Source organism: Streptomyces resistomycificus (genome assembly GCF_001514265.1).
Taxonomy (GTDB): domain Bacteria; phylum Actinomycetota; class Actinomycetes; order Streptomycetales; family Streptomycetaceae; genus Streptomyces; species Streptomyces resistomycificus.
This window is the reverse complement of record NZ_KQ948988.1, coordinates 1,196,368-1,219,907: the sequence shown is the minus strand read 5'-3', so window position 1 is coordinate 1,219,907 and position 23,540 is coordinate 1,196,368. Positions and strand designations below refer to the sequence as shown.

Genomic DNA, 23,540 nt, shown 5'->3' with positions numbered 1-23,540 from the left:
GGTCACGCACGGGGCTGCGTGTCCGCGGAGGCCGGTTCCAGCCGCACGACGACGGACTTCGACGTGGGCGTGTTGCTGACGGCGGCCGTGGAGTCCAGGGGCACGAGGACGTTGGTCTCGGGGAAATAGGCGGCGCAACAGCCTCGGGGGGTCGGGTACGGCACGGCCCGGAAGGCACGCGCCCTGCGCTCCACGCCGTCCCCGTACTCGCTGACGATGTCGACGAGGTCTCCCTCTGCCAGACCTCGCTCGGTGAGGTCGTCGGGGTGCAGGAAGAGCACCCGGCGGCCTTGGCGGACCCCGCGGTAGCGGTCGTCCAGGCCGTAGATGGTGGTGTTGTACTGGTCGTGGGAGCGGAGCGTCTGCAGCAGCAGTCGGCCCGGCGGGACGTGGGGCCACTCCAGCGGGTTGACCGTGAAGTTGGCCAGACCGGTGGCGGTCGTGAACCGGCGCTCGTCGCGGGGCGGGTGGGGCAGGGCGAAACCGCCCGGCCGTCGTACCCGGGTGTTGAAGTCGCCGAAGCCGGGGATCACGCGTTCGATGCGGTCGCGGATGCGGTCGTAGTCCGCCTCGAAGTCCTCCCACGGTACCTGCGGACCTGTCTCGTCGAGGGTGGCCCGTGCCATCCGGCAGATGATCGCGACCTCGCTCAGCAGATGCTCGGACGCGGGGGCGAGCCGCCCCCGCGAGAGGTGCACCATGCCCATGGAATCCTCCACCGTGACCAGTTGGGGCCCGCTCGGCCCCTCGTCGGCTTCGGTCCGGCCGAGACAGGGGAGGATGAGGGACCGCTCCCCTGCGATGACATGCGAGCGATTGAGCTTGGTCGAGATCTGGACGGTGAGGCGGCAGTTGCGCAGCGCCCGCTCGGTCAGCTCGGTGTCGGGGGCCGCGGCGACGAAATTGCCGCCCAGCGCGACGAAGACCCGTACGTCTCCGTCGCGCATGGCACGGATCGTCTCCACCGCGTCGTGACCGTGCTGCCGCGGGGGCGTGAACGCGAACTCGGCGCCGAGCGCGTCCAGGAACGCGCCGTCCGGCTTCTCGTAGATCCCCATCGTCCGGTCGCCCTGCACGTTGGAGTGACCGCGCACCGGACAGAGACCGGCGCCCGGGCGGCCGATGTTGCCGCGCAGCAGCAGAAAGTTGACCACGTCCCGGATGGTGGGTACCGAGTGACGGTGCTGCGTGAGCCCCATCGCCCAGCAGACCACGACCTTGTCGGCGGCCAGCACCTGGCGGAACGCGGCCCGGATCTCCTCCTCGGGCAGGCCGGTGGCTTCCAGGATGTCGTCCCACGACGCCTTGCGGGCCTGCTCGGCGAATTCCTCGAAGCCATGCGTGTACCGGTCGATGAAGGAGGTGTCCAGGCAGGTGCCGGGGGCTTCGTCCTCCGCCTCCAGCAGCATGCGGTTGAAGGCCTGGAACAGCGCCTGGTCTCCGCCCAGCCTGATCGGCAGGAACTGGTCCGCCAGCCGGGTGCCGCCGCCCAGCAGGCCGGAGGGCCGCTGGGGGTTCTTGAACCGGAGCAGCCCGGCCTCGGGCAGGGGGTTCACGGCGATGATGCGAGCGCCCCGCCGCTTGGCCTGTTCCAGCGCGGAGAGCATGCGGGGGTGGTTGGTGCCGGGGTTCTGGCCGACCACGAGGATGAGATCGGCCTCGTGGAGGTCGTCCAGACGGACGCTGCCCTTGCCGATGCCGATGGTCTCCGTCAGGGCCGAACCGCTGGACTCATGGCACAGGTTGGAGCAGTCCGGCAGGTTGTTGGTGCCGAGCATCCGGACGAAGAGCTGATAGACGAACGCGGCCTCGTTGCTCGCCCGTCCGGAGGTGTAGAACGCCGCCTGGCCCGGGTGAGCGAGCGCGGTGAGTTCGCGGGCGATCACGGCGAAGGCGTCGTCCCAGGAGATCGGCTGGTAGCGGTCGCTGCCGGCCGGGCGGTACATGGGGTGGGTGAGGCGTCCTTGCTGCCCGAGCCAGTAGTCGCCGCGGGGAAGCAGGTCGTCCAGGGTGTGCTCGGCGAAGAAGTCCGGGGTGACCCGGCGGAGGGTGGCCTCCTCGGCCACCGCCTTGGCCCCGTTCTCGCAGAACTCCGCCCGGTGCCGGTGTTCCGGCTCGGGCCAGGCGCAACCGGGGCAGTCGAAGCCCCCCTTCTGGTTGACCTGGAGCAGGGTGAGCAGGCTGCGGCGGGCCCCCATCTGCTCCCCGGCGTGGCGCAGTGAGGAAGTGACCGCCGGGATGCCGGCGGCGTACTCCTTTGGGGGCCCGACCCGCAGACGGGCGTCGCCGGGATCCTCAGCAGGTGCCTTGCGAGTCATCGGAAGTGCTACTCCGCAGGTAGAGGGGATCAGAGCCACTCATCGCCGGGCTCGCGGCCCGGCGTACGGGGAGCCGCCACCGGAGACCAGGCGAGTTGCTCATTAAGCAACAGTATCTCCATACGCAACGCACTAAGAAAGCCTGACGTGCGACCTTCTGTCAAGGCCGCCCGCGCCGCCGATTCGACGCAGCACCCACGAAACCCCGAGAGAGAACACGGCAATGGCGTCCGGCAACCCGGTCCGCGCGCCGCACACGTCCACCGGATGCCGGAGTGCCCCGTGTGAGCGTGCGGGCAACGTGGCAGCGATCCTGCATGCCCCTGATGGTCACCCGTGCGACGGGAAGCACCGGTCCTGTTGACCGAGGCCCGCGTCCCGAGGGTTGGCGCGACCTCCTCGACCCGGCCCGGCGGCTGCCCGACCACTCCGGCAGCCGCCGCGTCGACCGGCACTCGGCCGGCCTGAGCGTGAAGTCCCGTACGGTGTGCGCGCGAAGGCATTCGGCCTGGCGCCGGTCCTGCCGAGGAGGGCTGACCATCCGGATGGTCCGTTCTCACGACATCGCCGAGGCGATCGGGGGCAGGGTGTGGCTGTGCCCTTGACCACCCCCGCGATCCCTGCGCGCCCCGGACCGCCGCTCGTGCCCGCGCTGCTCGCCGCCGCCCACGGCGGCCCGGCCCTCGCGGTCACCGCTGTCGCGGGCCTGCTCGCGCTCCGCGCGGACCTGCGCCCCTTCGACGCCGTCGCCGTCACCGCGGCGGTGTTCACCGGCCAGCTCACGATCGGCTGGGGCAACGACCTGCTCGACCTGCGGCGCGACCGCGCCGTAGGTCGTACCGACAAGCCTCTGGCCGTCGGGGCCCTCCCGGTCAGCCGGGTGGTGCCGGCCCTGCTCGTGGCCGCACTCGCCTGCCTCGTGCTGTCCGCGCTGACCGACTGGCGCAGCGCGCTGGTCAACGCCACCCTTGCCACCGGTGCGGGCCACGCCTACAACCTGGGGCTCAAGGCGACCGTGTGGTCCTGGGCGCCGTACGCGTGCGCCTTCGGCACGCTGCCGTCGGTCGTCACGCTCGCCGACCCCGCCCAGGGCTGGGCGCCGCTGTGGATGGCCGGCGCCGGCGCCGCGCTCGGTGTCGGGGCACACCTGCTCAACACGCTGCCCGACCTCGCCGACGACGAGCGGACCGGCGTCCGCGGGCTCCCGCACCGGCTCGGTGAACGTCGCTCGCGCGTCCTTGCCTCCGTGCTGCTGCCCGCCGCCTCGCTGCTCGCCGTGCTCGGCCCCGCGGGAACCCCCCGGGCGTGGGCGTGGGCGGCCGTCGCTGTGGTGATCGTCCTCGCCGTGCTCACTCTGGTCGCCCACGGTCGTACTCCCTTCCGGGCCGCGGTGGCCATCGCCCTGGTCGACGTCGTCCTGCTCGTGGCAGCCGGCTGATGGCGCCCCCGCCCCACCTCTTCGACCTAGCGGTGGCCGGCCTGCGCGCGCAGCGTCGTCGGGAGTCCGTCGCCCACTCGCCCGGCCGGCCGACCAGTCCGACCAGCTCAACCGGTTCGGCCGGTTCGGCCGGTTCGGCCGGTTCGGTCAGCACGACCAGTTCGACCAGTTCGACCAGCCGATCACAGGAGCCAGCATGAGCATGCGCGTCCTCAGCGTTCGCGGCGCCCTGCCGGAGCACCGCCACCGTCAGGAGGAGATCACCGAGTCCTTCGCCTCCACGCTGGTCGAGGGCACGGTCGACCGTGGCGTCCTGGAACGGTTCCACCGCAACGCGTGCGTCGAGACCCGGCACACCGTGCTCCCGCTGGAGGAGTACGCCCGGCTCGAGGACTTCGGCCAGTCGAACGACGTCTTCATCCGGGCCGGTGTCGAGCTCGGCGCCCGCGCGGTCGTCGACGCGCTCAAGGGCGTCGGCCTCACACCGGCCGACGTCGACTACATCGTGTCGTGCACGGTGACCGGCCTGGCCGTCCCCTCGCTCGAGGCCCGCGTCGCGGCGGAGATCGGGCTGCGGCCCGACGTGGTGCGCCTGCCCCTCGTCGGCCTGGGCTGCGTGGCGGGCGTGGCCGGTGTCGCCCGCCTGCACGACCTGCTGCGCGGCCGTCCGGACGGGGTCGCGGTGCTGATGTCGGTCGAGCTGTGCTCGCTCACGCTGCAGCGCGACGACACCTCGGTCGCCAACCTCGTGGCCAGCGGCCTGTTCGGGGACGGCGCCGCGGCGGTGGTGGCCGTCGGGTCCGAGCATCCGCTCGCGCGGTCCGACGACCCGGCTCGTCCCGAGGTCCTGGCCTCGCGCAGCCGCCTCTACCCCGACTCGGAGCGCATGATGGGCTGGGACGTCGGCTCCGGCGGGCTGAAGATCGTGCTCGACCCGTCGGTCCCCGACCTGGTGCGCCGTCACATCGGTGACGACGTCCGGGGCTTCCTCGCCGACCACGGACTGACCCGCGACGACCTCGGCTGGTACGTGGCGCACCCGGGCGGCCCCAAGGTCCTCGAAGCGCTGCAGGAGGCCCTCGGCATCGAGCGGGACGCCCTGGGCGTGACCTGGGACTCGCTGCGGCGGATCGGCAACCTGTCCTCCGCCTCGGTGTTGCACGTCCTGGCGGACACCCTCGCCGAGCGCCCGGCGCCGCCCGGCTCCTACGGGCTCATGGTCGCCATGGGTCCGGGCTTCTGTTCCGAGTTCGTGCTCCTGCGCGCCCCGGGCGGTGAGCGGTGAGCAGCGAGGTCCTGTTCACCGTCCTGGTCCTGGCCGTCGGTCTGGAGCGGGTCGCCGAACTGATCGTGTCCCGGCGCAACGCCGCCTTCAGCCTCGCGCGGGGCGGCGTGGAGTCCGGGCGGGGGCACTACCCGTTCATGGTGGTGCTGCACACGGGTCTGCTGGTCGGCGCGCTCGTGGAGGTGTGGACGCGCCGCCCGGACACGGTGGCGGTTCTCGCCTGGACCATGCTCGCCCTCGTCGCGGCCTCGCAGGCGTTGCGCTGGTGGTGCATCGCCACCCTGGGACGGCAGTGGAACACCCGGGTGATCGTCGTGCCGGGTGGCGCTCGCGTGACGGGCGGCCCCTACCGCTGGGTCCCGCACCCCAACTACGTCGCCGTCGTCGTGGAGGGGTTCGCGCTGCCGTTGGTGCACTCGGCATGGGTCACGGCGGTTCTCTTCACCGTGCTCAACGGGTGCCTGCTCGCCACCCGTATCCGCACCGAGGACGCCGCCCTGGCAGAACTGGCCTGAAGGAGGCGCCCATGGACCTGCTCGTCGTCGGCGGGGGGCCGGCAGGCCTGGCCACCGCCCTGCACGCGGCCCGGGCGGGGCTCGATGTGACCGTGTGGGAGCAACGCGCCGGCACCGTCGACAAGGCGTGCGGCGAGGGCCTGATGCCGGGGGCCGTCACCGCCCTGGCGGTCCTCGGGGTGTGCCCGCCGGGGCACGATCTGCGCGGCATCCGCTACGTCGCCGGACCGCGCCGTGTCGATGCCGACTTCGGAGCGGGACCGGGCCGCGGGGTGCGCCGCACGACGCTGCACGCCGCGCTGCGTGAGGTGGTGCTGGCCGCGGGCGTACGGGTCGAACAGCGCACCGCGCGCCGTGTCGAGCAGGACAAGAGCGGTGTGTCGGTCGACGGCGTCCGTGCCGGTCACCTCGTCGCGGCCGACGGCCTCCACTCGCCGATCCGCCGGGCACTGGGGCTCGACCGGCCACGCCCGGCCCGCCCGCGGCACGGGCTGCGGCGGCACTACCTGCTCGCCCCCTGGAGCGATCACGTCGAGGTCCACTGGTCCCGGGGCGCGGAGGCCTACGTGACCCCGGTGGCCGACGACCTCGTGGGGGTCGCGGTGCTCACCACCGCCCGCGGGTCGTACGACGACCACCTGGCCGCGTTCCCCGAGCTGCGGGAGCGGCTGGCCGGGGCCGGGCACGCCGGGCCGGTGCGCGGGGCGGGCCCGCTCCGCCAGGACACGAGCGCGCGCACCGCCGGCCGGGTGCTGCTCGTCGGCGATGCCGCCGGCTACGTCGACGCGCTGACCGGAGAGGGCATCGCGCTGGCGCTCGCGCAGGCGCCGGCGGCCGTCCGGGCCGTCTCCAGCGGTGACCTGGCGGGCTACGAGCGGGAGTGGCGGCGGCTCACCCGGCGCTACCGCTGGCTGACCCACGCCCTGCTCGGCGCGACACGGCTGCCCCCGGCCCGCGCTGCGCTGGTGCCGCTGGCCCAGCGGCTGCCCTGGCTGTTCTCCGCGGCCGTCGACGCGCTGGCCCGCCCCGCCGGGCAGGACGTGGAGGCGGGCAGGTCGAGCGGGTAGTCCCTGGCCACCGCCCGGTCACCGACCCACGCGGCACTCCCGCCTACGGGGCGGTCCCGGCGGCCGGAGCGGACGGCCCCACGGGCGGGTGGGACGGACACCGCTCGGGCGCCTTCGAAGGTCCTCGTGCGCTGTGAGGCAGACAGCGGGGCGCTGAGGGGCAAGAGCGGTCGGCTTCGTGGACCTAGCGTGCCGGGTGGAGAACCCGCGGTGCCGGAACCCGCGGTTCACGCACGACATCAGGAGAGTCACATGTCCGACGCCGTCGAGCCGGTTCAGCCGGTCCTGGAGCCGGCGGCCGCCGCGTTCGCCGAGGCGACCGCGAACCCGCCCTATCTCTTCGACCTGCCACCCGCCGAGGGCCGCAAGGCCGTCGACGAGGTGCAGTCCGGGGAGATCGCCAAGCCGGAGGTCGACGAGGAGTGGATCACCGTCTCCGGTGGCCCCACCGGAGCGGTCCGCACCCGGATCGTCCGCCCGGCCGGCGCCGGAGGTGTCCTGCCGGTGATCGTCTACATTCACGGGGCGGGCTGGGTGTTCGGCAACGCCCACACGCACGACCGGCTGGTGCGCGAGCTGGCCGTGGGTGCGAACGCCGCCGTGGTATTCCCCGAGTACGACCTCTCGCCCGAGGCCCGCTACCCGGTCGCCGTCGAGCAGAACTACGCGGTCGCCCGCTGGATCGTGGAGCAGGGCGCGTCCAGGGGTCTGGACGCCGGCCGCATCGCGGTGGCCGGTGACTCGGTGGGCGGGAACATGACCGCCGCGCTGACCCTGATGGCCAAGGAGCGGGGCGATGTCCCCCTGGTCCAGCAGGTGCTGTTCTACCCCGTCACCGACGCGTCCTTCGACACCGCCTCCTACCACCAGTTCGCGGAGGGCTACTTCCTGCGCCGCGACGGCATGCGGTGGTTCTGGGACCAGTACACGAGTGACGAGGCCGAGCGCGCCCAGATCACCGCCTCCCCGCTGCGGGCCACCACCGAGCAGCTGGCGGGGCTGCCGCCGGCCCTGGTCGTCACCGGTGAGGCCGACGTCCTGCGCGACGAGGGCGAGGCCTACGCGAACAAGCTCCGCGCGGCCGGCGTGCCGGTGACCGCGGTGCGTTTCCAGGGCGTCATCCACGACTTCGTGATGCTCAACGCCCTGCGCGAGACCCACGCCGCCGAAGCCGCCATCGCGCTGGCCGTGGGCACACTGCGCACCGCCCTGCACGGCCACTGAGACATCCCCCAAGAGACCTCGACGAGGAGAACCCGTATGTCCACCACCCCCACCGTCCTTCTGGTGCACGGCGCCTTCGCGGACGCCGGCAGCTGGTCCGGTGTCGTCGCCGAGCTGCAGCACGACGGCATCCCTGTCGTGGCCCCGCCGAACCCGCTGCGCGGCCTGGCGTCCGACGCCGCCTACATCGCCTCAGTCGCCGCCCAGATCAAGGGTCCGGTCGTGCTGGTCGGCCACTCCTACGGCGGTGCGCTGATCTCCGTGGCCGGCACCGTCGACAACGTCGTCGGGCTCGTCTACGTGGCGGCCTACGTCACCGAGAAGGGCGAGAGCCTGGGCGAGCTGCAGGGCCGCTTCCCCTTGTCGCCGCTGGTCGGCAGTCTGCGCGAGGGGACGTACCCCGTCGAGGGTGCGCAGCCCGCGGTGGAGTTCACCATCAAGCCGGAGGCGTTCCCCGAGATCTTCGCCGCGGACGTGCCGGCCGAGGTCACCAAGGTGCTCGCCGTCAGTCAGCGGCCGCTGGCCGCCGGGGCGTTCACGGAGGCGGCGTCGGCCGCCGCGTGGCGGGCCAAGCCGTCCTGGGCGCTCGTGGCCGGCGCGGACCAGGCGATCAACCCCGAGGTGCAGCGCTTCGGCGCCGAGCGCGCCGGGGCGACCGTCGTCGAGCTGGCGGGCGCCTCGCACGCCGTGGCGGTGTCCCGGCCCAAGGAGGTCGCCGACCTGATCCGCGAGGCGGTGCGCGCGACCGGCTGACGCGACGCCTCCCTGCCTGCCGTGCGCACCGCGTGTTCACGGCAGGCCCACCATGCCCTCATACAATTCTCGTGATCATGTTCGGGCGATCTGGCCCGGGCCTGGTGTGCACGAGGGGGCGGATTGGCCGGGGAGAGCGCGGCGTTCGGGGCGCTGCTACGGGAGTTGCGGCTCGCGGCGTCGCTGACGCTGGAGGGTCTGGCCGAGACGTCGGGGGTCAGCGTGCGGGGCATCGGGGATCTGGAGCGGGGTCGTCGGGCGGCCCCGCAGCGCCGTACGGTGGCCGCGCTCGCCGACGGCCTCGGCCTGGCGGAGCCGGGACGCGAACGCCTCCTGGCCGCCGCCCGGGCCGGACGCTGCCCCGGTTACAGCCCGGCCGGTGTGCGCGCCTTTCCCCGCGGCATCGCCGACTTCGTGGGACGGGAGCGGGAGTCGGCGCGGCTGCGGGAGCTGGCGAGGGGGGCGGGGTCCAGCGTGGGAGGTACGCCGTCCAGGCCCCCCGTCGTGGCCGCCGTGTCCGGTCCCCCGGGCGCCGGCAAGACCACCCTCGTCCTGCACGCCGCGCGGGAGCTGGCGGACCACTTCCCGGACGGCCAGTTCCTGGTGGACCTGCGCGGCATGGAGGACGCCCCGCCCGAGCCCGCCGAGTTGATGCTGGGCGTGCTCAAGGCGCTGGGTGTGGCCGACCGGGATCTGGCGAAGGCCGGGCCGCAGGGCCATCCCGGGCTGTACCGGCAGGTGTTGGCCGACCGGCGGTGTCTGCTGGTGCTGGACAACGCCCGTGACGAGGCCCAGGTCCGCCCGTTGCTGCCCGGCGGCGGAGCGGTGCTGGTCCTGGTGACCAGCCGACGGATGCTCACCGGGCTGGAGAGCGTGCACCGGCTGCCGCTCGGGGAGTTGAGCGCGGACGAGGCGGCCGTGTTCCTGACGGGCCTGGTGGGTGCGGAGCGGGCCGGTGCGGATCCGGCCGCGCTGGCCGAGGTCGCCGAGCGGTGCGGGCATCTGCCGCTGGCGCTGCGGGTGGCCGGCAACTGGCTGGCCACCCGTACCGGTTGGAGTGTGCGCCGGCTGGCCGACCGGCTGGCCCTGGAGGAACGCCGCCTGGACGTACTGGCGGCCGGAGACCTCAGGGTGTCGGCCGCGTTCGACCTGTCGTACCGGCAGCTCACGCCCGGGGCGGCCCGGCTGTTCCGTCGGCTCGCCCTGGTGGAGGGGCCGGACGTCGGCGCGGCCTGCGCGGCACGGCTGACCGGGCAGCACCTGTTCGACGCCGAGGACACCCTGGAGGAACTGGTCGAGACCGGTCTGCTGGGGATGGAGGGTGACCGCTACCGCTTCCACGACCTGCTACGGCTGTTCGCCCGCGCCCGGCTGGCGGCGGAGGAGAGCGCCGAGGACTCCGGGCGGGCCCGCGCCGCGATGCACCACTGGCTCCTGGAGACCGCCGTGGTGGCGGGCCGCTGGTACGAGCCCGGGCACGGGGCCCCGCCGGCCGCCTGGCAGGGCGACGTCGACCTGTCGAGCGCCGAGAGTGCCCGCCGGTGGCTGCAGGCGGAGGGCGCCAACTGGCTGGCCGCGCTGCGCCGGGCCGCCGAGGCGGGCGAGCACGCCGGGGTGGTGGAGGTGGCCGAGGCCCTGCACTGGTTCTCCGACCAGTGGATCTACTGGGGGCACTGGCCGGAGGTCTTCGGCACCGCCGCCCGCAGCGCGCAGGCCCTCGGCGATCCACTCGCCGAGGCGACCCAGCTCAACTACCACGCCTGGGCGCTGCTCGTGTGCGAGGGACGCCACCGCGACAGTCTCGCCCGCGCCGCGCAGGCGCTCGCGGTCGCCGAGCGCGCCGGTGACCCGGGGCAGCAGGCGTGGGCGCACTTCTACACGGGCTGGGCGCTGCGCTGGCTCGGCGACTTCACGTCGGCCGCCGAACACAACCAGCGGGCCGCCGAGCTGTTCCGGGCCGCCGGTGACGTGCACGGCGCCCTCCAGGCCATGAGCGGCCAGGGCAGCGTCCTGCTGGAGGCCGGCCGGCCGGAGGAGGCCATCGCCGCCAACCAGCGGATGCTGACCCTCCTCGACCGGGCCCAGGACCGCCTCGAACCGCACATCGCGCTGTTCACCCGGCTCAACAGACACAACGGAAACGGTCGCGCCTACGCCCTCCTGGAGCGCTGGGACGAGGCCGTCGAGCACCTGCGAACGGCCGTCGAGCTCAGCCACGACAGCGGCAACACCGGTCTGGAGAGCCGCTCTCTGGTCGAACTCGGCAAGGCTTTGCGCGCCGCCGGACGCGAGGCCGAGGCCCGGGACACGTTCGCCCGCTGTCTGTCCCTCGGCGCGGGCGCGGACCCGGGTGCGGTCACACAGGCCCGTGAGCAACTCGCCCGCGCGGACTGACCCGGCTTTCTGCCTGTGTTCTGCCTGGAGCCCCCGGCGCCCGCCTGCTTGGCTGCTGGGGAACCGGCGGGCCGCCAGACCGAGAGGCCGCCGGCGCACACGACAGGGGGCGAGCCAGTTGAGTCCGGTGCTGACCACCGCTTCGGTTCCCGACCGGGACAAGGTCGCGTACTGGCGGGACGCGGTGGGGCGAGCCGTCGTACCCATGACCGTCACCCCGCGCGGCACCGGCCCGTTCGACGGCCGGATCACGACCACCGGCCTCGGGTGTCTGCGGGTGTCCACGCTGGAGGCGGACGCCGGACGGGTCAGCCGCACGCCGTCACTCATCGCGTCCTCACCCGAGGCGTTCCTGGCCGTGGGAGTCCAGGTGTCGGGGTCGGCGACCCTCGCCCAGGACGGTCGGCGGGCCGCGGTGAGGCAGGGGGACCTCATGGTCTACGACACGACACGACCGTACTCCCTGGACCACCCGGAGCGGTTCGTCTCCCACGTCTTCGTGCTCCCCCGTCACGCGCTGGGCGTTCCCGACGCCGACCTGCGCCGGATCACCGGCACCGCCATCGGCGCCGCCGACGGCTTCGGCACGGTGCTGCCGCCCTTCCTGGCCTCGCTGGCGGCCTCGGCGCACTCCTACTCCCCGGCCGTCGGGGGCAGGCTGGCCGGCAGCGTCGTCGACCTCGTCGCCGCCCTGGTGACCGAACGCACCCGTCAGGCCGACGCCGGCCCGGACGGCACGCGCGACCCCCTGGTGGTGCGGGTGCGCGACCACATCGACCGGAACCTGGGTGATCCCGCCCTGTCACCCGAGGCCATCGCGGGGGCGCACCAGATCTCCGTCCGATATCTGCACCGGCTCTTCGAAGGCGAGGGCATCACCGTCACCCGCCTCGTCCAGCGGCGCAGACTGGAGGAGTGCGCGCGCGAGCTGGCCCGCCGCGGCCGGACGAACCCCACCGTGTCGGCGGTCGCCCGGCGCTGGGGCTTCGTCAGCCCCACCCACTTCAGCCGCGCGTTCCGTACGGCCTACGGCGTCCCGCCCCGCGAGTGGCGGGATCGGCGCGCTCCCGCGGCCGCCGGGGCGGAGAGCGCGTTCCCCGGGACCTGATCCGTACCGTCGGCGCCGGGCCCCGCCGCCCGGGACCCGGCCCCGCCTCTTCCTACGCCGCCGCCTCCTTCTCGGTCTCCCCGATCTCCGTGACCCCGGCCGGCCGCTGGGCGAACTGCGTGCGGTGCAGCTGCTCGTACCGTCCGCCCAGCGCGAGCAGTTCCTCGTGCGTGCCCCGTTCCACGATCCGGCCCGCCTCGACGACCAGGATCAGGTCGGCCGTGCGGACGGTGGACAGCCGGTGCGCGATCACCACGGCCGTCCTGCCGTCCAGCGCCTCGGCGAGGGCCTCCTGGACGGCCGCCTCCGAGGTGTTGTCCAGATGTGCGGTGGCCTCGTCGAGGATGACGACGCGCTGGCGGGCCAGCAGCAGGCGGGCGATGGTCATGCGCTGGCGTTCGCCGCCGGAGAGGCGGTAGCCGCGTTCGCCGACCACGGTGTCGAGGCCGTCGGGCAGGGAGCGTACGAGATCGTCGAGACGGGCGCGGCCCAGGGCGTCCCACAGCTCCTCCTCCGTGGCGGTGGGGCGGGCCAGGAGGAGGTTGGCGCGGACGGTGTCGTGGAAGAGGTGGCCGTCCTGGGTGACCATGCCGAGGGTGGAGCGCAGCGAGTCGGCGCTCAGGTCGCGGACGTCGACCCCGCCGATCCGGACGCTGCCCTCGTCCACGTCGTACAGGCGCGGCAGCAGCTGGGCGACGGTCGACTTGCCGGCACCGGAGGAGCCGACGAGCGCGACGGTCTGCCCGGGCTCGGCGCGGAAGGAGATGCCGTGCAGGACCTCGTCGCCGCCCCGGGTGTCGAGGGAGGCCACCTCCTCCAGGGAGGCGAGGGAGACCTTGTCGGCGGAGGGGTAGCCGAAGCGGACGTCGTCGAACTCGACGGCGACCGGGCCTTCGGGGACCTCGCGGGCGTCCGGTTTCTCCTCGATGAGCGGCCTGAGGTCGAGCACCTCGAAGACCCGCTCGAAGCTGACCAGAGCGCTCATCACCTCGACGCGGGCGCCGGCCAGCGCGGTCAGCGGTGCGTACAGGCGGGTCAGGAGCAGGGCGAGGGCCACCACGGCGCCCGGGTCGAGGGTGCCGCGCAGGGCGAACCAGCCGCCGAGCCCGTAGACCAGGGCCAGTGCCAGGGCGGAGACCAGGGTGAGCGCGGTGATGAACACCGTCTGGGCCATGGCTGTCCGTACGCCGATGTCCCGCACCCGGCGGGCCCGGACCGCGAACTCCTCGGACTCCTCCTCCGGACGGCCGAAGAGCTTGACGAGCGTGGCGCCGGGCGCCGAGAAGCGCTCGGTCATCCGGGTGCCCATCGCCGCGTTCAGGGCCGCCGCCTCCCGTTGCATCCCGGCCATCCGGCTGCCCATGCGCCGGGCCGGGATCACGAACACCGGCAGCAGTACCAGTGCCAGGAGGGTGATCTGCCAGGAGAGGGTGAGCATCACGGCGAGCGTGAGCAGCAGGGTCACCACGTTGCTGACCACTCCGGAGAGGGTGTTGCTGAAGGCGCGCTGGGCGCCGATGACGTCGTTGTTGAGACGGGAGACGAGCGCTCCCGTACGAGTACGTGTGAAGAACGCGACCGGCATCCGCTGCACATGGTCGAACACCGCTGTCCGCAGATCGAGGATGAGGCTCTCCCCGAGCGTCGCCGACAGGCGCCGGCCGAGCACTCCGAGGGCCGCCTCCGCGACCGCGATCAGTGCGATGAGCAGGGCGAGACGTACGACCGCGCTCTCGTCGCCGCCCGACACGATCGTGTTCACGACGCGTCCGGCGAGCACCGGGGTGGCGACGGCGAGCAGCGCGGTCACGACGCCGAGCGCCACGAATTTCGCGATACGGCGGCGGTGCGGGCGGGCGAACGTGCCGATGCGGCGCAGCGTGGCGCGGGCGAGAGGGCGGCGTTCCCGCTCGGCGTTCATCACACTGTGCAGCTGTGTCCAGGCTGTGGTCTCCATACTCATGGGAGAGAACCTAGAACCTCAAGCATGATTGAGGTCAATGTCCGTCCGCTGCCCGCCCTCGCGAAGGATCCGATGACCGTGCGCCATCCTCTGTCCCCGCATCCGCAACCCGCAGTTGGCGCGGACTGGGAAGCCTCTGGGAGCGTGACAGCGGTACAGCTCCCCGAACTCCCCCGTCGTGCCACGGTCCGCAGGCTGCGCCAGATCCTGTGCCTGCTTCCGCTCCTGCTCGTCACCGTCGTCGCGGTGGAGCACCGGTCCGTGCTCGCCGAGGGTTTCGGCCATCTGCAGAACGCCCGCTGGCCCTGGCTGGCGGTCGCGGTCTGCGCCACCTGCCTGACCTGGGTGGCCGCCGCGTGCACCCGGCAGGGCGCGGTCGTCGAGTCGCTGCCCAAGCGGCGGCTGCTGGCCACGCAGTTCGCGGCGGGCGCGGCCAACCACCTGCTGCCGACCGGGCTGGGCGCGAGCGCGGTCAACCTGCGGTTCATGACGGTGTGCGGGCTGCCGCTCGCCCGTTCCTCCGCCGCGCTCGCGCTGTATCTGCTGGCGGAGTCGATCGGCCGGCTCGGCATGCTGGCCGTGCTGCTCGTCGCCTTCCCGGACGCGCTGCGCCTCGGGGCGCTCCTGCCCGAGGGGGCCGTCGGCCCGCTGGTGCTGGCCGTCGTGGCGGCCCTGACCGTGGCGGCGGGCGTGCTCGCGTGTGTACGACGGGTCCGAAGGGCCGTGTCGTCCTTCCTGCGGACGGCGCTGGGCGAGGCGCGTTCCGTGCACACCCGGCCGGCCCGGGCGCTCGCCCTGTGGGGCGGTTCGCTGGCCTTTCCGCTGCTGCAGGCGGCCGGACTGGTGGCGGTGGGGCAGGCGATGGGGCTGCCGGTGCCACCCGCGCACATGGCCCTCGCGTATCTCGCCGCGACGGTGGCGGTGGCCCTGGTGCCCACGCCGGGCGGGGTCGGTTCGGTGGAGGCGGCCCTGATCGTGGCCCTGGTCGCGGCGGGCGGCCCGGTGGCCGTGGCGACGGCCGTGGTCCTCGCCTACCGGATCATCACGGTGTGGCTGCCGCTGCTGCCGGGCGCGTTGACGCTCGCCGCGCTGGTCCGGCTGAAGGTGATCTGACCCCGGCGGGGTGAGGCCCCCGGCTCGGCCGGGTGCCCGGCGCCCGGCCGGGAGGATCGGCTGAAAGAGTGCGATCGGCGACCCCGCCCGGTACGAACTCCTGTGCCGGATACGGCAGGATGAGCGGTCGCGCGACCACGAAACCTTCACGGTCTGCGCGATCGCACATCCCGCAATTCGAACAGGTGGCAACGTGACGGCATTTCAACGGGATCTCACCATGGACGACCTGGTCGCTGCCGGAATCGCCGTGGTCGCGGGCCTGCTGGCGGCGTTCCTGCTGCGCATGCTGCTCAAGTGGCTGGGCAAGCACGCCGACCGCACCAGGTGGAGCGGCGACGACGTGATCGTGGCCGCGCTCAGGACCGTGGTGCCCTCGGGCGCGATCGCGGGCGGTGTGGCCGTCGCCGCGGCGGCGCTGCCGCTCACCTCGGGGGTCCAGCGCACCGTCAACCAGATCCTCACCGTCCTGCTGATCTTCGTCGTCACGGTGGCGGCGGCCCGGGTCGTCGCCGGCCTCGTCCGGACGGTCACCCAGTCCCGCTCCGGGGTCGCCGGGTCGGCCACGATCTTCGTCAACATCACGCGGGTGCTGGTCCTGGCGATCGGCTTCCTGGTGGTGCTGCAGACGCTGGGCATCTCCATAGCCCCGATGCTCACCGCCCTCGGGGTCGGCGGTCTGGCGGTCGCGCTCGCGCTCCAGGACACCCTGGCCAACCTCTTCGCGGGCATCCACATCCTGGCCTCCAAGACCGTCCAGCCCGGCGACTACATCCGGCTGAGCAGCGGCGAGGAGGGCTACGTCGAGGACATCAACTGGCGTCAGACCACGGTCCGCGCGCTCTCCAACAACCTGGTCGTCATCCCCAACGGGGAGCTCGCGAAGACGAACATGACCAACTTCATGCGTCCCGAGCAGCAGTTGACGATCCTGGTCCAGGTGGGGGTCGCCTACGACAGCGACCTGGAGCAGGTCGAGCGGGTGACCTGCGAGGTCGTCACCGAGGTGATGACCGGCGTCGAGGGCGCCCTCCCGGACCACGAGCCGCTGGTCCGCTTCCACACCTTCGGCGACTCGCGGATCGGCTTCACCGTCATCCTGGGCGTCGGCGAGTTCAGCGACCAGTACCGGATCAAGCACGAGTTCATCAAGCGCCTGCACCGGCGCTACCGCGCGGAGGGCATCCGCGTCCCGGCGCCGCAGCGGACGGTGGCACTGCAGCAGGGCGCGGTGGTGATCCCGCAGCAGCGCGGCTCGGAGTTCGAGCCGGGCGAAGTCGCCTCCGCCCGGCTCGACTGATCCCCTACAGGGTGGCCGAGTTGTCGTGGTGCCTGCTCGCCGGGCTCTGCGACCTGCGCAGCGTCGAGGTCACCGGCGTCACCGTCCAGTCCGGGTGACCGGGCATCCGCGGGGTCTTCGTGCCGTACAGCCAGTCGCGCAGGAATCCGGACTGGTCCTGCCCGGAGACCTCCGTGGCGACGGCGATGTAGTCCTCGGTGGACGCCGAGGAGTTGCGGTACCGCTCCAGGAAGGTGCGCTCGACGGCCTGGAAGACGTCCTGGCCGACGGCCTGCCGCAGGGCGTACAGGACGAGGACGCCGCCCAGGTAGCGCTGGCTGTCGAAGAGGTTGGCCGCGTTGGGCGAGGCGACCGGCCCGGAGGACTTGCGCCACTGGTCGCCGCGCGCGTAGGTGTCCTTCATCCGGGCTTCCATCGTGGTCAGGCCCAGTGAGTCGGCCCAGCCGCGTTCGTAGCGGTACAGCAGCCCGTAGAAGTCGGCGTGGCCCTCGTTCAGCCACAGGTCGGCCCAGGTGGCGGGGCTGACGCTGTTGCCGAAGTAGGAGTGGACCAGCTCGTGCATCATGTGCGAGCCGATCTTCGGCTCCGCCTGGAGCAGGTAGTTCGGCTTGTAGAGGGTGAGGGTCTGGGTCTCCAGGCCCGTGAAGTCGAAGGCGTTCGGGTCGTCCGAGTTGCAGGGCAGCAGGCCGTACGTCTCGAAGGGGTAGGCCCCCAGTCGTGCCTCGACCCACTCGACGAGGGCGGGCGTCAGGGCCAGCGCCGGCTCCAGGGCGGCCTCGCGCGCGACCGGCACGACGTCCCTCAGCGGCAGTCCGTGCGGGCCCTGCCGGTCCTTGACCACGTAGTCGCCGACCGTGATCTGCACCAGCTCGGTGGCGATGGGTGAGCGGGAGCGGTAGGTGTACGCGGTCCGGTCGCCGTCGAGGCTCTCGGTGTGGACGAGGGAACCGGACGCGACGCCGCGCAGGCCGTTGGGCACGGTGAGGCGGAAGGTGAAGTCGGCCTTGTCCGCCGGGTGGTCGTTGCAGGGGAAGACGGTGTGCGCGGAGTTCGGCTGGGGGCACACCGCGAAGCCGTCCGGGGTGGCGACCCACGCGGTGTGTGCGAGCTGCCGGCGCGGGTCGGCCGTGTACTCCACGCACACGGTCACGGAGGTGTCCTGCGCCAGCGGCGCGTCCGGCGTGATCCGCAGCTTCTCGTCCACCTGCTCGTGGCCGGCCGGGCGGCCGGCGACACGGACGGCGCGTATGTCCAGGCCGAGGGCGTCGAGGGAGAGCCGGGTCAGGGCCTGGGTCGTGCGTATCCGCAGGGTGGCCTCGGCTTCGACGAGCCGCGTCGTCGCGTCGTAGGCGAGGTCGAGGTGGTAGGCGGACACGCGGTAGCCGTCGTTGCCGAGGCTGGGGTAGACGGGGTCGCCGAGGGTCTCCGGCCCCGGTGTCCCGGTCTCCTCCGGGGCCGCGAAGGCCGAGGGCGCCGTGGTCATGGCCACGGCGGTGCCGAGGAGCAGGGTGGCCGGGGCCGTCACTCTGGTGCGATATCTCATGGTCAGCTTTCGCTCGGACGGCCGGGTGGTCATATCCGGCCGTTCGTCCAGTGGGCGATCGTGGCGATCACCCTCCATGACCACATGATCGGAAGAGTTGGTTGCCTCAGAGGGCGGTTTTCTCCCACGGCTCGCTGCACAACTGTGCGGACCCCTGTCGAGTCGAGGTCGTCCACGAGATATCTTGATGTCGAGCAATGTTGCAGACGTGGAGCGGAGCACCCGGTGACTGACTCGACCATCATCTATACGCACACTGACGAGGCCCCGGCCCTGGCGACGTATTCCTTCCTGCCGGTGGTCCAGGCGTACGCCTCGCAGGCGGGTGTCGCCGTCGAAACCCGCGACATCTCGCTGGCCGGGCGCATCATCGCGCTGTTCCCGGAGTACCTGGAGGAGGGCCAGCGCATCCCGGACGCCCTCGCGGAGCTCGGCGAGCTGGCCAAGACGCCCGAGGCCAACATCATCAAGCTGCCGAACATCTCGGCGTCGATCCCGCAGCTGAAGGCCGCGATCGCCGAGCTGCAGGCCCAGGGCTACGCGCTGCCGAACTACCCGGACGACCCGAAGACCGACGAGGAGCGGGAGATCCAGGCCCGCTACGACAAGGTCAAGGGCTCCGCGGTCAACCCGGTCCTGCGTGAGGGCAACTCCGACCGCCGCGCCCCCGCCTCGGTCAAGAACTACGCCAAGACCCACCCGCACCGCATGGGCGCCTGGAGCGGCGAGTCCAAGACCAACGTGGCGACCATGGGCGAGAACGACTTCCGCTCCACCGAGAAGTCCGCCGTGATCTCCGAGGCGGGCTCCCTCAGGATCGAGCTGGTCGGCGACGACGGCACCACCACCGTCCTGCGCGAGTCGGTACCCGTCCTCGCGGGCGAGGTCGTCGACGCCTCGGTGATGCGCGTGGCCGCCCTGCGCGAGTTCCTGACCGCGCAGGTCGCCCGGGCCAAGGCCGAGGGCGTGCTGTTCTCCGTGCACCTCAAGGCCACGATGATGAAGGTCTCGGACCCGATCGTCTTCGGTCACGTGGTGCGCGCCTTCTTCCCGAAGACCTTCGCGAAGTACGGCGAGGCCCTCGCCGCGGCCGGCTTGACCCCGAACGACGGTCTGGGCGGCATCTACAAGGGCCTGGAGGGCCTGCCGGAGGGCGCCGAGATCAAGGCCTCGTTCGACGCCGAGCTCGCCGAGGGCCCGGAGCTGGCCATGGTCGACTCCGACAAGGGCATCACCAACCTGCACGTGCCGTCCGACGTGATCGTCGACGCCTCGATGCCGGCCATGATCCGCACCTCCGGCCACATGTGGGGCCCGGACGGCCAGGAGGCCGACACCCTCGCGGTGCTCCCGGACTCCAGCTACTCCGGCGTCTACCAGGCCGTGATCGACGACTGCCGCGCCAACGGCGCCTACGACCCGTCGACGATGGGCTCGGTCCCGAACGTCGGCCTCATGGCGCAGAAGGCCGAGGAGTACGGCAGCCACGACAAGACGTTCGAGATCCCGACCACCGGCACGGTCCGCCTCGTCGACCCGACCGGCAACGTGGTCATCGAGCAGGCCGTCTCCGCCGGTGACATCTTCCGCGCCTGCCAGACCAAGGACGCCCCGATCAGGGACTGGGTGAAGCTGGCCGTCACCCGTGCCCGCGCCACCGGCGACCCGGCGGTGTTCTGGCTGGACGAGACCCGCGCGCACGACGCCAACCTGATCACCAAGGTCAACACGTACCTGCCGGAGCACGACACCGAGGGCCTGGACATCCGGATCCTCAACCCGGTCGAGGCCACCAAGCTGTCTGTGGAGCGCATCCGCCGCGGCGAGAACACCATCTCGGTGACCGGCAACGTGCTGCGTGACTACCTCACCGACCTGTTCCCGATCCTGGAGCTGGGCACCAGCGCCAAGATGCTGTCGGTGGTCCCGCTGATGGCGGGCGGCGGCCTGTTCGAGACGGGCGCCGGCGGCTCCGCCCCGAAGCACGTCCAGCAGCTGGTCAAGGAGAACTACCTGCGCTGGGACTCCCTCGGTGAGTTCTTCGCGCTGGTCCCGTCCCTGGAGCAGCTCGCCGACTTCACGGGCAACTCCCGGGCGAAGGTCCTCGCCGACACCCTCGACCGCGCCACGGCGACCTTCCTCAACGAGGACAAGTCCCCGACCCGTCGCGTCGGAGGCATCGACAACCGCGGCAGCCACTTCTACCTGTCCCTGTACTGGGCGCAGGAGCTTGCCGCGCAGACCGACGACGCGGACCTGGCGAAGGCCTTCGCCCCGCTCGCCGAGGCGCTCACCACCAACGAGCAGAAGATCGTGGACGAGCTGAACGCCGTCCAGGGCTCGGCGGCCGAGATCGGCGGCTACTACCAGCCCGACCCGGCCAAGGCCGCCGCGATCATGCGCCCGTCGGCCACGTGGAACGAGACGCTCGCGTCTCTGTAACCGAGCGACGGCCTCCTAGAGGCTCCGCATGACTCCGCCCCGGTCGGCACTGCCCGGCCGGGGCGGAGCAGTGTCTCACCAGTCCCGGGTGGCGATCAGTTCCTCCACGTCCGCGTCCGCGAAGCCGTAGGCCTGCGCCACGAACCAGAAGTCCTCGGCTATCTCCTCGCGCGCCACGGTCTCGATGTCGCTGTCGGCCTCCTCGAACGCGGCCTGGAGGTCGTTGAACTCCTCGGTGGCGGCGTGTGTCAGGGCGTACAGCGCCGCCAGGTCGGCGGGCCGGTCGGCCTCGACGCGCTCACACAGCCGCAGCAGGATGTCCCTGCCCCGGTCCACCACGTGGTCGGGGTAGTAGTCGTCCCGGTACAGCCCCTTGAGGAACGGGTGTTCGGTCACCTGCTGGTTACTGACGGGCATGCTGCTCCCCGGCCTTCCTGCGTTTTGATGTGGCACCTTGATCGTGCACCACGCCACTGACAACGCCCCGGGAGCCGCCTCGTGACCTCCGCCCCACCGTCCTACGAGCTGCTGCCCGGCGCGGCCGTCTCCCCGGTGATCCTGCATGTGCCGCACTCGGCGCGGGAGATACCACCGGCGGTGCGGGCGGGGATCGTGCTGGACGACGCGGGGCTTGAGCGGGAGCTCGACCACATCACCGACGCGCACACCGCCGAGATCGCCGCGGCTGCCGCGCAGCGGTCGGCCGTCACGCCCTGGCGGTTCGTCAACCGGCTCTCCCGGCTGGTCGTGGACCCCGAGCGGTTCCCGGACGAGCGGGAGGAGATGCTCGCCGTCGGCATGGGCGCCGTGTACACCCGGACCACGCACCGCGCGCCGCTGCGGCCGGCCGACACCGACCCGGAGCCCCTGCTGGAGCGGTACTTCCGGCCGTACGCGCGGGCGATGACCCGGGCGGTGGCCGACCGGCTGGCCGCCGCAGGGCGGGTCGTGATCATCGACGTGCACTCCTACCCCACCGAGGCGCTGCCCTACGAGCTGCACGGCCAGGGGCCTCGGCCGCCGGTCTGCCTGGGCACGGACTCCTTCCACACGCCCCGCGAGCTGCTCGACGCGGCCCGGGAGGTGTTCGCCGGGTGCGGGGAGATCGGGCTCGACAGCCCGTTCGCCGGGACGTACGTGCCGCTCGACTTCCACGGGAGCCAACCGCGCGTGTCCGCACTGATGGTGGAGATCCGCCGGGACACCTACATGAGCGAGCCGGGCGGCCCCGCCGGCCCCGGCCTGACCCCGCTCGCGGCGGCACTGGCGCATCTCGTCGACGCCGTGACCGGCTGACCTCCGGCCGGCACACTCCCGCGCGTCAGCCGCCCGGCGCCGGTGAGGGGTCCGCGGGGCGCGGATCGGCGCGCTGCGCCCGGGGGCGGCCTCGGCGCCGAGCCAGCGGGCCACGCGACACCGGATGCGTCTCCCGCCCGGCGAACACCGGAGACCACGACCCCGAGATCTTCGCGGAGCCGGACCGGACCGGCTGTCCCGCGATCCAGCTGCCCGGCGCCGGTGACGGGTGCGCGGGGGCGCGGATCGGCGCGGGCGACACCGGATACATCCCCCGCCCGGCGAACACCGGAGACCACGACCCCGAGGCCTTCGCAGAGCCGGACCGGACCGGCTGTCCCGCGTACTCCCGCGCGTCAGCCGCCCGGCGCCGGTGACGGGGGCGCGGGGGCGCGGATCAGCGCGGGCGACACCGGATACATCCCCCGCCCCGCGAACACCGGAAACCACGAACCCGAGATCTTCGCAGAGCCGGACCGGACCGAGCGTCCCGCGATCCGCACCCGCGTCTCGTGGTCGGCAGCGGGCGCACGTGCGGTTCGCGGTGCCGGCCGACCAGGGCCGCCGGCGCCTGAAGACGGTGATCCGCGGGCAACGGGCCCGGCCGTCACCCGGTGACGGAAGGCACCCTGCCCTCCCGACCGCTCAGGCGCGCAGCCACTCGGTGACCACCACCTCCCCGCCGGCCCGCAGGCGCAGGGCGAACGGTCCGGCCGGGGTGACATCGGAGCTGAAGCGTCCGAGGTCGTCGGCCACGAGGGTGGCACCCGCCCGGGGCCCGCTCAGGACCTCGATGCCGGCCGGCTGCGGTGGCAGGACCTGCCCCATCAGTCCCTGCGAGGTCACCTCGACGTCGATGGTCACGTCCCCGGAGTGGAAGGTCAGCATCCGGGGCGGGTCCGTCGCTCCTCTGACCGGGATCGCGTCGACCAGCGAGTCGAAGGTGAGCTCGGCGAGCCGGGCGTCGAGGTCGTGCAGCGCGTAGGCCTCCACGGCGAGCTGCCGCAGCGCGGTCGGTACCGGGTCGAGAATGCCGGCCGCCTGACGCAGATCGTCCAGCAGGCCGTCGTCGAACCCCGCGTCGGGTTCCTCGTCGGGCACCTCGTCGCCGATGCCTTCGCCGGCGAAGAAGCCCCCGTTCAGGTCGTTCAGGTCGTTCAGGTCGTTCAGGTCATCCATATCGCTCATGTCGTTCACAACGCTCCCCGTGCGTCGAGTCGGGCCCGCAGGCGGCGCAGACAGCGCTGGCGCAGCGGCCCGATACTGCCCACCGCGATACCCAGTGCGGCGGACACCTCCTGGTAGCTGGGCGGCGGCGAGGCCATCAGCACTCGCAGCAACTGCCTGCACCGGTCGCCGAGTTCCTCGAACTCCTGCCACACCCGTCGGATGCGCTCCGTCTCGGCGGCGGCCTCCTCCGAGTCGAGGAACGACTGCTCGGGCGTACGGTCCTCGCTGATCCGGTCCAGGACCTGCGGATCGTCCGTGGGTGTCAGCCGCCTCAGGCTCTTGAGGACCTTCAGGCACTCGTGCCGCGCGGTGCTGGCCAGCCAGGAGCCCGCCTTCTGCGGTTCGCGGATCCGGCCCAGGTGCTGGGCGAAACGGAACCACACCGTCTGGTACACCTCGTGCGCGTCGGCGTCGGACAGCCGGTGTGCGCGCACCACGGACCACACCAGTGGGCTCAGCCCCTCCACCAGCGCCTTCCAGGCCGCCCCGTCGCCGTCGACGGCGGACTGGACGAGCACGCCGACATCTGCACGGTCCACGGCCCCACCCCT

18 protein-coding genes are annotated in these 23,540 nt (G+C 72.6%); 12 read left to right on the top strand and 6 right to left on the bottom strand.

What is annotated here, in order from left to right:
• Positions 1 to 2 precede the first annotated feature (2 nt).
• Positions 3 to 2,318 (bottom strand): FdhF/YdeP family oxidoreductase, encoded by a 2,316-nt coding sequence (locus AQJ84_RS05185; protein WP_030040901.1) that lies wholly within the window; start codon positions 2,316 to 2,318, stop codon positions 3 to 5.
• A gap of 595 nt (positions 2,319 to 2,913) precedes the next feature.
• Between AQJ84_RS05185 and AQJ84_RS05180 the strand changes: the two genes are divergently transcribed.
• The 8 genes from AQJ84_RS05180 to AQJ84_RS05145 all read left to right on the top strand — a co-directional run bounded on the left by AQJ84_RS05180 (position 2,914) and on the right by AQJ84_RS05145 (position 12,102).
• Positions 2,914 to 3,756, top strand: a complete 843-nt coding sequence (locus AQJ84_RS05180; protein ID WP_078631951.1) for a UbiA family prenyltransferase — start codon at positions 2,914 to 2,916, stop codon at positions 3,754 to 3,756.
• Positions 3,757 to 3,952: 196 nt separating this feature from the next.
• Positions 3,953 to 5,041, top strand: coding sequence for a type III polyketide synthase (locus AQJ84_RS05175; protein ID WP_053191720.1), 1,089 nt, complete (start codon positions 3,953 to 3,955; stop codon positions 5,039 to 5,041).
• Positions 5,038 to 5,556 carry an isoprenylcysteine carboxyl methyltransferase family protein gene (locus AQJ84_RS05170; RefSeq protein ID WP_030040896.1) on the top strand — a complete coding sequence of 173 codons (519 nt, stop codon included), beginning with the start codon at positions 5,038 to 5,040 and terminating at the stop codon, positions 5,554 to 5,556. Before AQJ84_RS05175 ends, AQJ84_RS05170 begins: the two co-directional genes overlap by 4 nt.
• 11 nt (positions 5,557 to 5,567) lie before the next feature.
• Positions 5,568 to 6,623, top strand: a complete 1,056-nt coding sequence (locus AQJ84_RS05165) for an NAD(P)/FAD-dependent oxidoreductase (RefSeq protein ID WP_030040895.1) — start codon at positions 5,568 to 5,570, stop codon at positions 6,621 to 6,623.
• Positions 6,624 to 6,875: 252 nt separating this feature from the next.
• Positions 6,876 to 7,847, top strand: a complete 972-nt coding sequence (locus tag AQJ84_RS05160) for an alpha/beta hydrolase (protein WP_030040894.1) — start codon at positions 6,876 to 6,878, stop codon at positions 7,845 to 7,847.
• A 36-nt stretch (positions 7,848 to 7,883) separates the two neighbouring features.
• Complete coding sequence (locus AQJ84_RS05155) at positions 7,884 to 8,600, top strand: alpha/beta fold hydrolase (protein WP_030040893.1); 717 nt, start codon at positions 7,884 to 7,886, stop codon at positions 8,598 to 8,600.
• 123 nt (positions 8,601 to 8,723) lie between these two features.
• Positions 8,724 to 10,994 carry an ATP-binding protein gene (locus AQJ84_RS05150; protein WP_053191722.1) on the top strand — a complete coding sequence of 757 codons (2,271 nt, stop codon included), beginning with the start codon at positions 8,724 to 8,726 and terminating at the stop codon, positions 10,992 to 10,994.
• Between the two features lie 118 nt (positions 10,995 to 11,112).
• The gene (locus AQJ84_RS05145) at positions 11,113 to 12,102 is read left to right on the top strand and encodes an AraC-like ligand-binding domain-containing protein (protein WP_053191726.1); all 990 of its coding nucleotides are present in this window, start codon (positions 11,113 to 11,115) and stop codon (positions 12,100 to 12,102) included.
• Positions 12,103 to 12,154: 52 nt separating this feature from the next.
• Here AQJ84_RS05145 and AQJ84_RS05140 read toward each other — a convergent pair whose 3' ends face one another.
• On the bottom strand, positions 12,155 to 14,059 hold the full coding sequence (locus tag AQJ84_RS05140) for an ABC transporter ATP-binding protein (RefSeq protein ID WP_198536327.1): 1,905 nt from the start codon (positions 14,057 to 14,059) through the stop codon (positions 12,155 to 12,157).
• A 150-nt stretch (positions 14,060 to 14,209) separates the two neighbouring features.
• On the opposite strand from AQJ84_RS05140, the gene AQJ84_RS05135 reads away from it, so the two are divergent.
• Together AQJ84_RS05135 and AQJ84_RS05130 are read left to right on the top strand one after the other, a co-directional pair.
• On the top strand, positions 14,210 to 15,178 hold the full coding sequence (locus AQJ84_RS05135) for a lysylphosphatidylglycerol synthase transmembrane domain-containing protein (protein ID WP_053191728.1): 969 nt from the start codon (positions 14,210 to 14,212) through the stop codon (positions 15,176 to 15,178).
• A 220-nt stretch (positions 15,179 to 15,398) separates the two neighbouring features.
• Positions 15,399 to 16,478: a mechanosensitive ion channel family protein gene (locus AQJ84_RS05130; RefSeq protein ID WP_030040889.1), complete on the top strand. Its 1,080-nt coding sequence runs from the start codon at positions 15,399 to 15,401 to the stop codon at positions 16,476 to 16,478.
• A 4-nt stretch (positions 16,479 to 16,482) separates the two neighbouring features.
• Here the strand turns inward: AQJ84_RS05130 and AQJ84_RS05125 are convergent, their stop codons facing one another.
• Positions 16,483 to 18,021: a M1 family metallopeptidase gene (locus AQJ84_RS05125; RefSeq protein ID WP_030040888.1), complete on the bottom strand. Its 1,539-nt coding sequence runs from the start codon at positions 18,019 to 18,021 to the stop codon at positions 16,483 to 16,485.
• A 225-nt stretch (positions 18,022 to 18,246) separates the two neighbouring features.
• Here AQJ84_RS05125 and AQJ84_RS05120 point away from each other — a divergent pair, with 225 nt between their 5' ends.
• Positions 18,247 to 20,463, top strand: coding sequence for an NADP-dependent isocitrate dehydrogenase (locus AQJ84_RS05120; protein WP_030040887.1), 2,217 nt, complete (start codon positions 18,247 to 18,249; stop codon positions 20,461 to 20,463).
• A 75-nt stretch (positions 20,464 to 20,538) separates the two neighbouring features.
• On the opposite strand, the gene AQJ84_RS05115 is transcribed toward AQJ84_RS05120, so the two are convergent.
• A complete protein-coding gene (locus tag AQJ84_RS05115; RefSeq protein WP_030040886.1) occupies positions 20,539 to 20,880 on the bottom strand; it encodes a DUF5713 family protein in 342 nt (113 codons plus the stop codon).
• 81 nt (positions 20,881 to 20,961) lie between these two features.
• On the opposite strand from AQJ84_RS05115, the gene AQJ84_RS05110 reads away from it, so the two are divergent.
• Positions 20,962 to 21,759 (top strand): N-formylglutamate amidohydrolase, encoded by a 798-nt coding sequence (locus tag AQJ84_RS05110; RefSeq protein ID WP_030040885.1) that lies wholly within the window; start codon positions 20,962 to 20,964, stop codon positions 21,757 to 21,759.
• A 645-nt stretch (positions 21,760 to 22,404) separates the two neighbouring features.
• On the opposite strand, the gene AQJ84_RS05105 is transcribed toward AQJ84_RS05110, so the two are convergent.
• A complete protein-coding gene (locus tag AQJ84_RS05105; protein ID WP_030040883.1) occupies positions 22,405 to 22,947 on the bottom strand; it encodes a hypothetical protein in 543 nt (180 codons plus the stop codon).
• Positions 22,948 to 22,952: 5 nt separating this feature from the next.
• Positions 22,953 to 23,528: an RNA polymerase sigma factor gene (locus AQJ84_RS05100; RefSeq protein WP_030040882.1), complete on the bottom strand. Its 576-nt coding sequence runs from the start codon at positions 23,526 to 23,528 to the stop codon at positions 22,953 to 22,955.
• Positions 23,529 to 23,540 lie beyond the last annotated feature (12 nt).

Coding starts and splice junctions, on each gene's coding strand:
- AQJ84_RS05185 (WP_030040901.1), bottom strand. CDS start 2,318: ATGACTCGCAAGGCACCTGCTGAGGATCCCGGCGACGCCCGTCTGCGG.
- AQJ84_RS05175 (WP_053191720.1), top strand. CDS start 3,953: ATGAGCATGCGCGTCCTCAGCGTTCGCGGCGCCCTGCCGGAGCACCGC.
- AQJ84_RS05165 (WP_030040895.1), top strand. CDS start 5,568: ATGGACCTGCTCGTCGTCGGCGGGGGGCCGGCAGGCCTGGCCACCGCC.
- AQJ84_RS05160 (WP_030040894.1), top strand. CDS start 6,876: ATGTCCGACGCCGTCGAGCCGGTTCAGCCGGTCCTGGAGCCGGCGGCC.
- AQJ84_RS05155 (WP_030040893.1), top strand. CDS start 7,884: ATGTCCACCACCCCCACCGTCCTTCTGGTGCACGGCGCCTTCGCGGAC.
- AQJ84_RS05140 (WP_198536327.1), bottom strand. CDS start 14,059: ATGGAGACCACAGCCTGGACACAGCTGCACAGTGTGATGAACGCCGAG.
- AQJ84_RS05130 (WP_030040889.1), top strand. CDS start 15,399: ATGGACGACCTGGTCGCTGCCGGAATCGCCGTGGTCGCGGGCCTGCTG.
- AQJ84_RS05125 (WP_030040888.1), bottom strand. CDS start 18,021: ATGAGATATCGCACCAGAGTGACGGCCCCGGCCACCCTGCTCCTCGGC.
- AQJ84_RS05115 (WP_030040886.1), bottom strand. CDS start 20,880: ATGCCCGTCAGTAACCAGCAGGTGACCGAACACCCGTTCCTCAAGGGG.
- AQJ84_RS05105 (WP_030040883.1), bottom strand. CDS start 22,947: ATGAGCGATATGGATGACCTGAACGACCTGAACGACCTGAACGACCTG.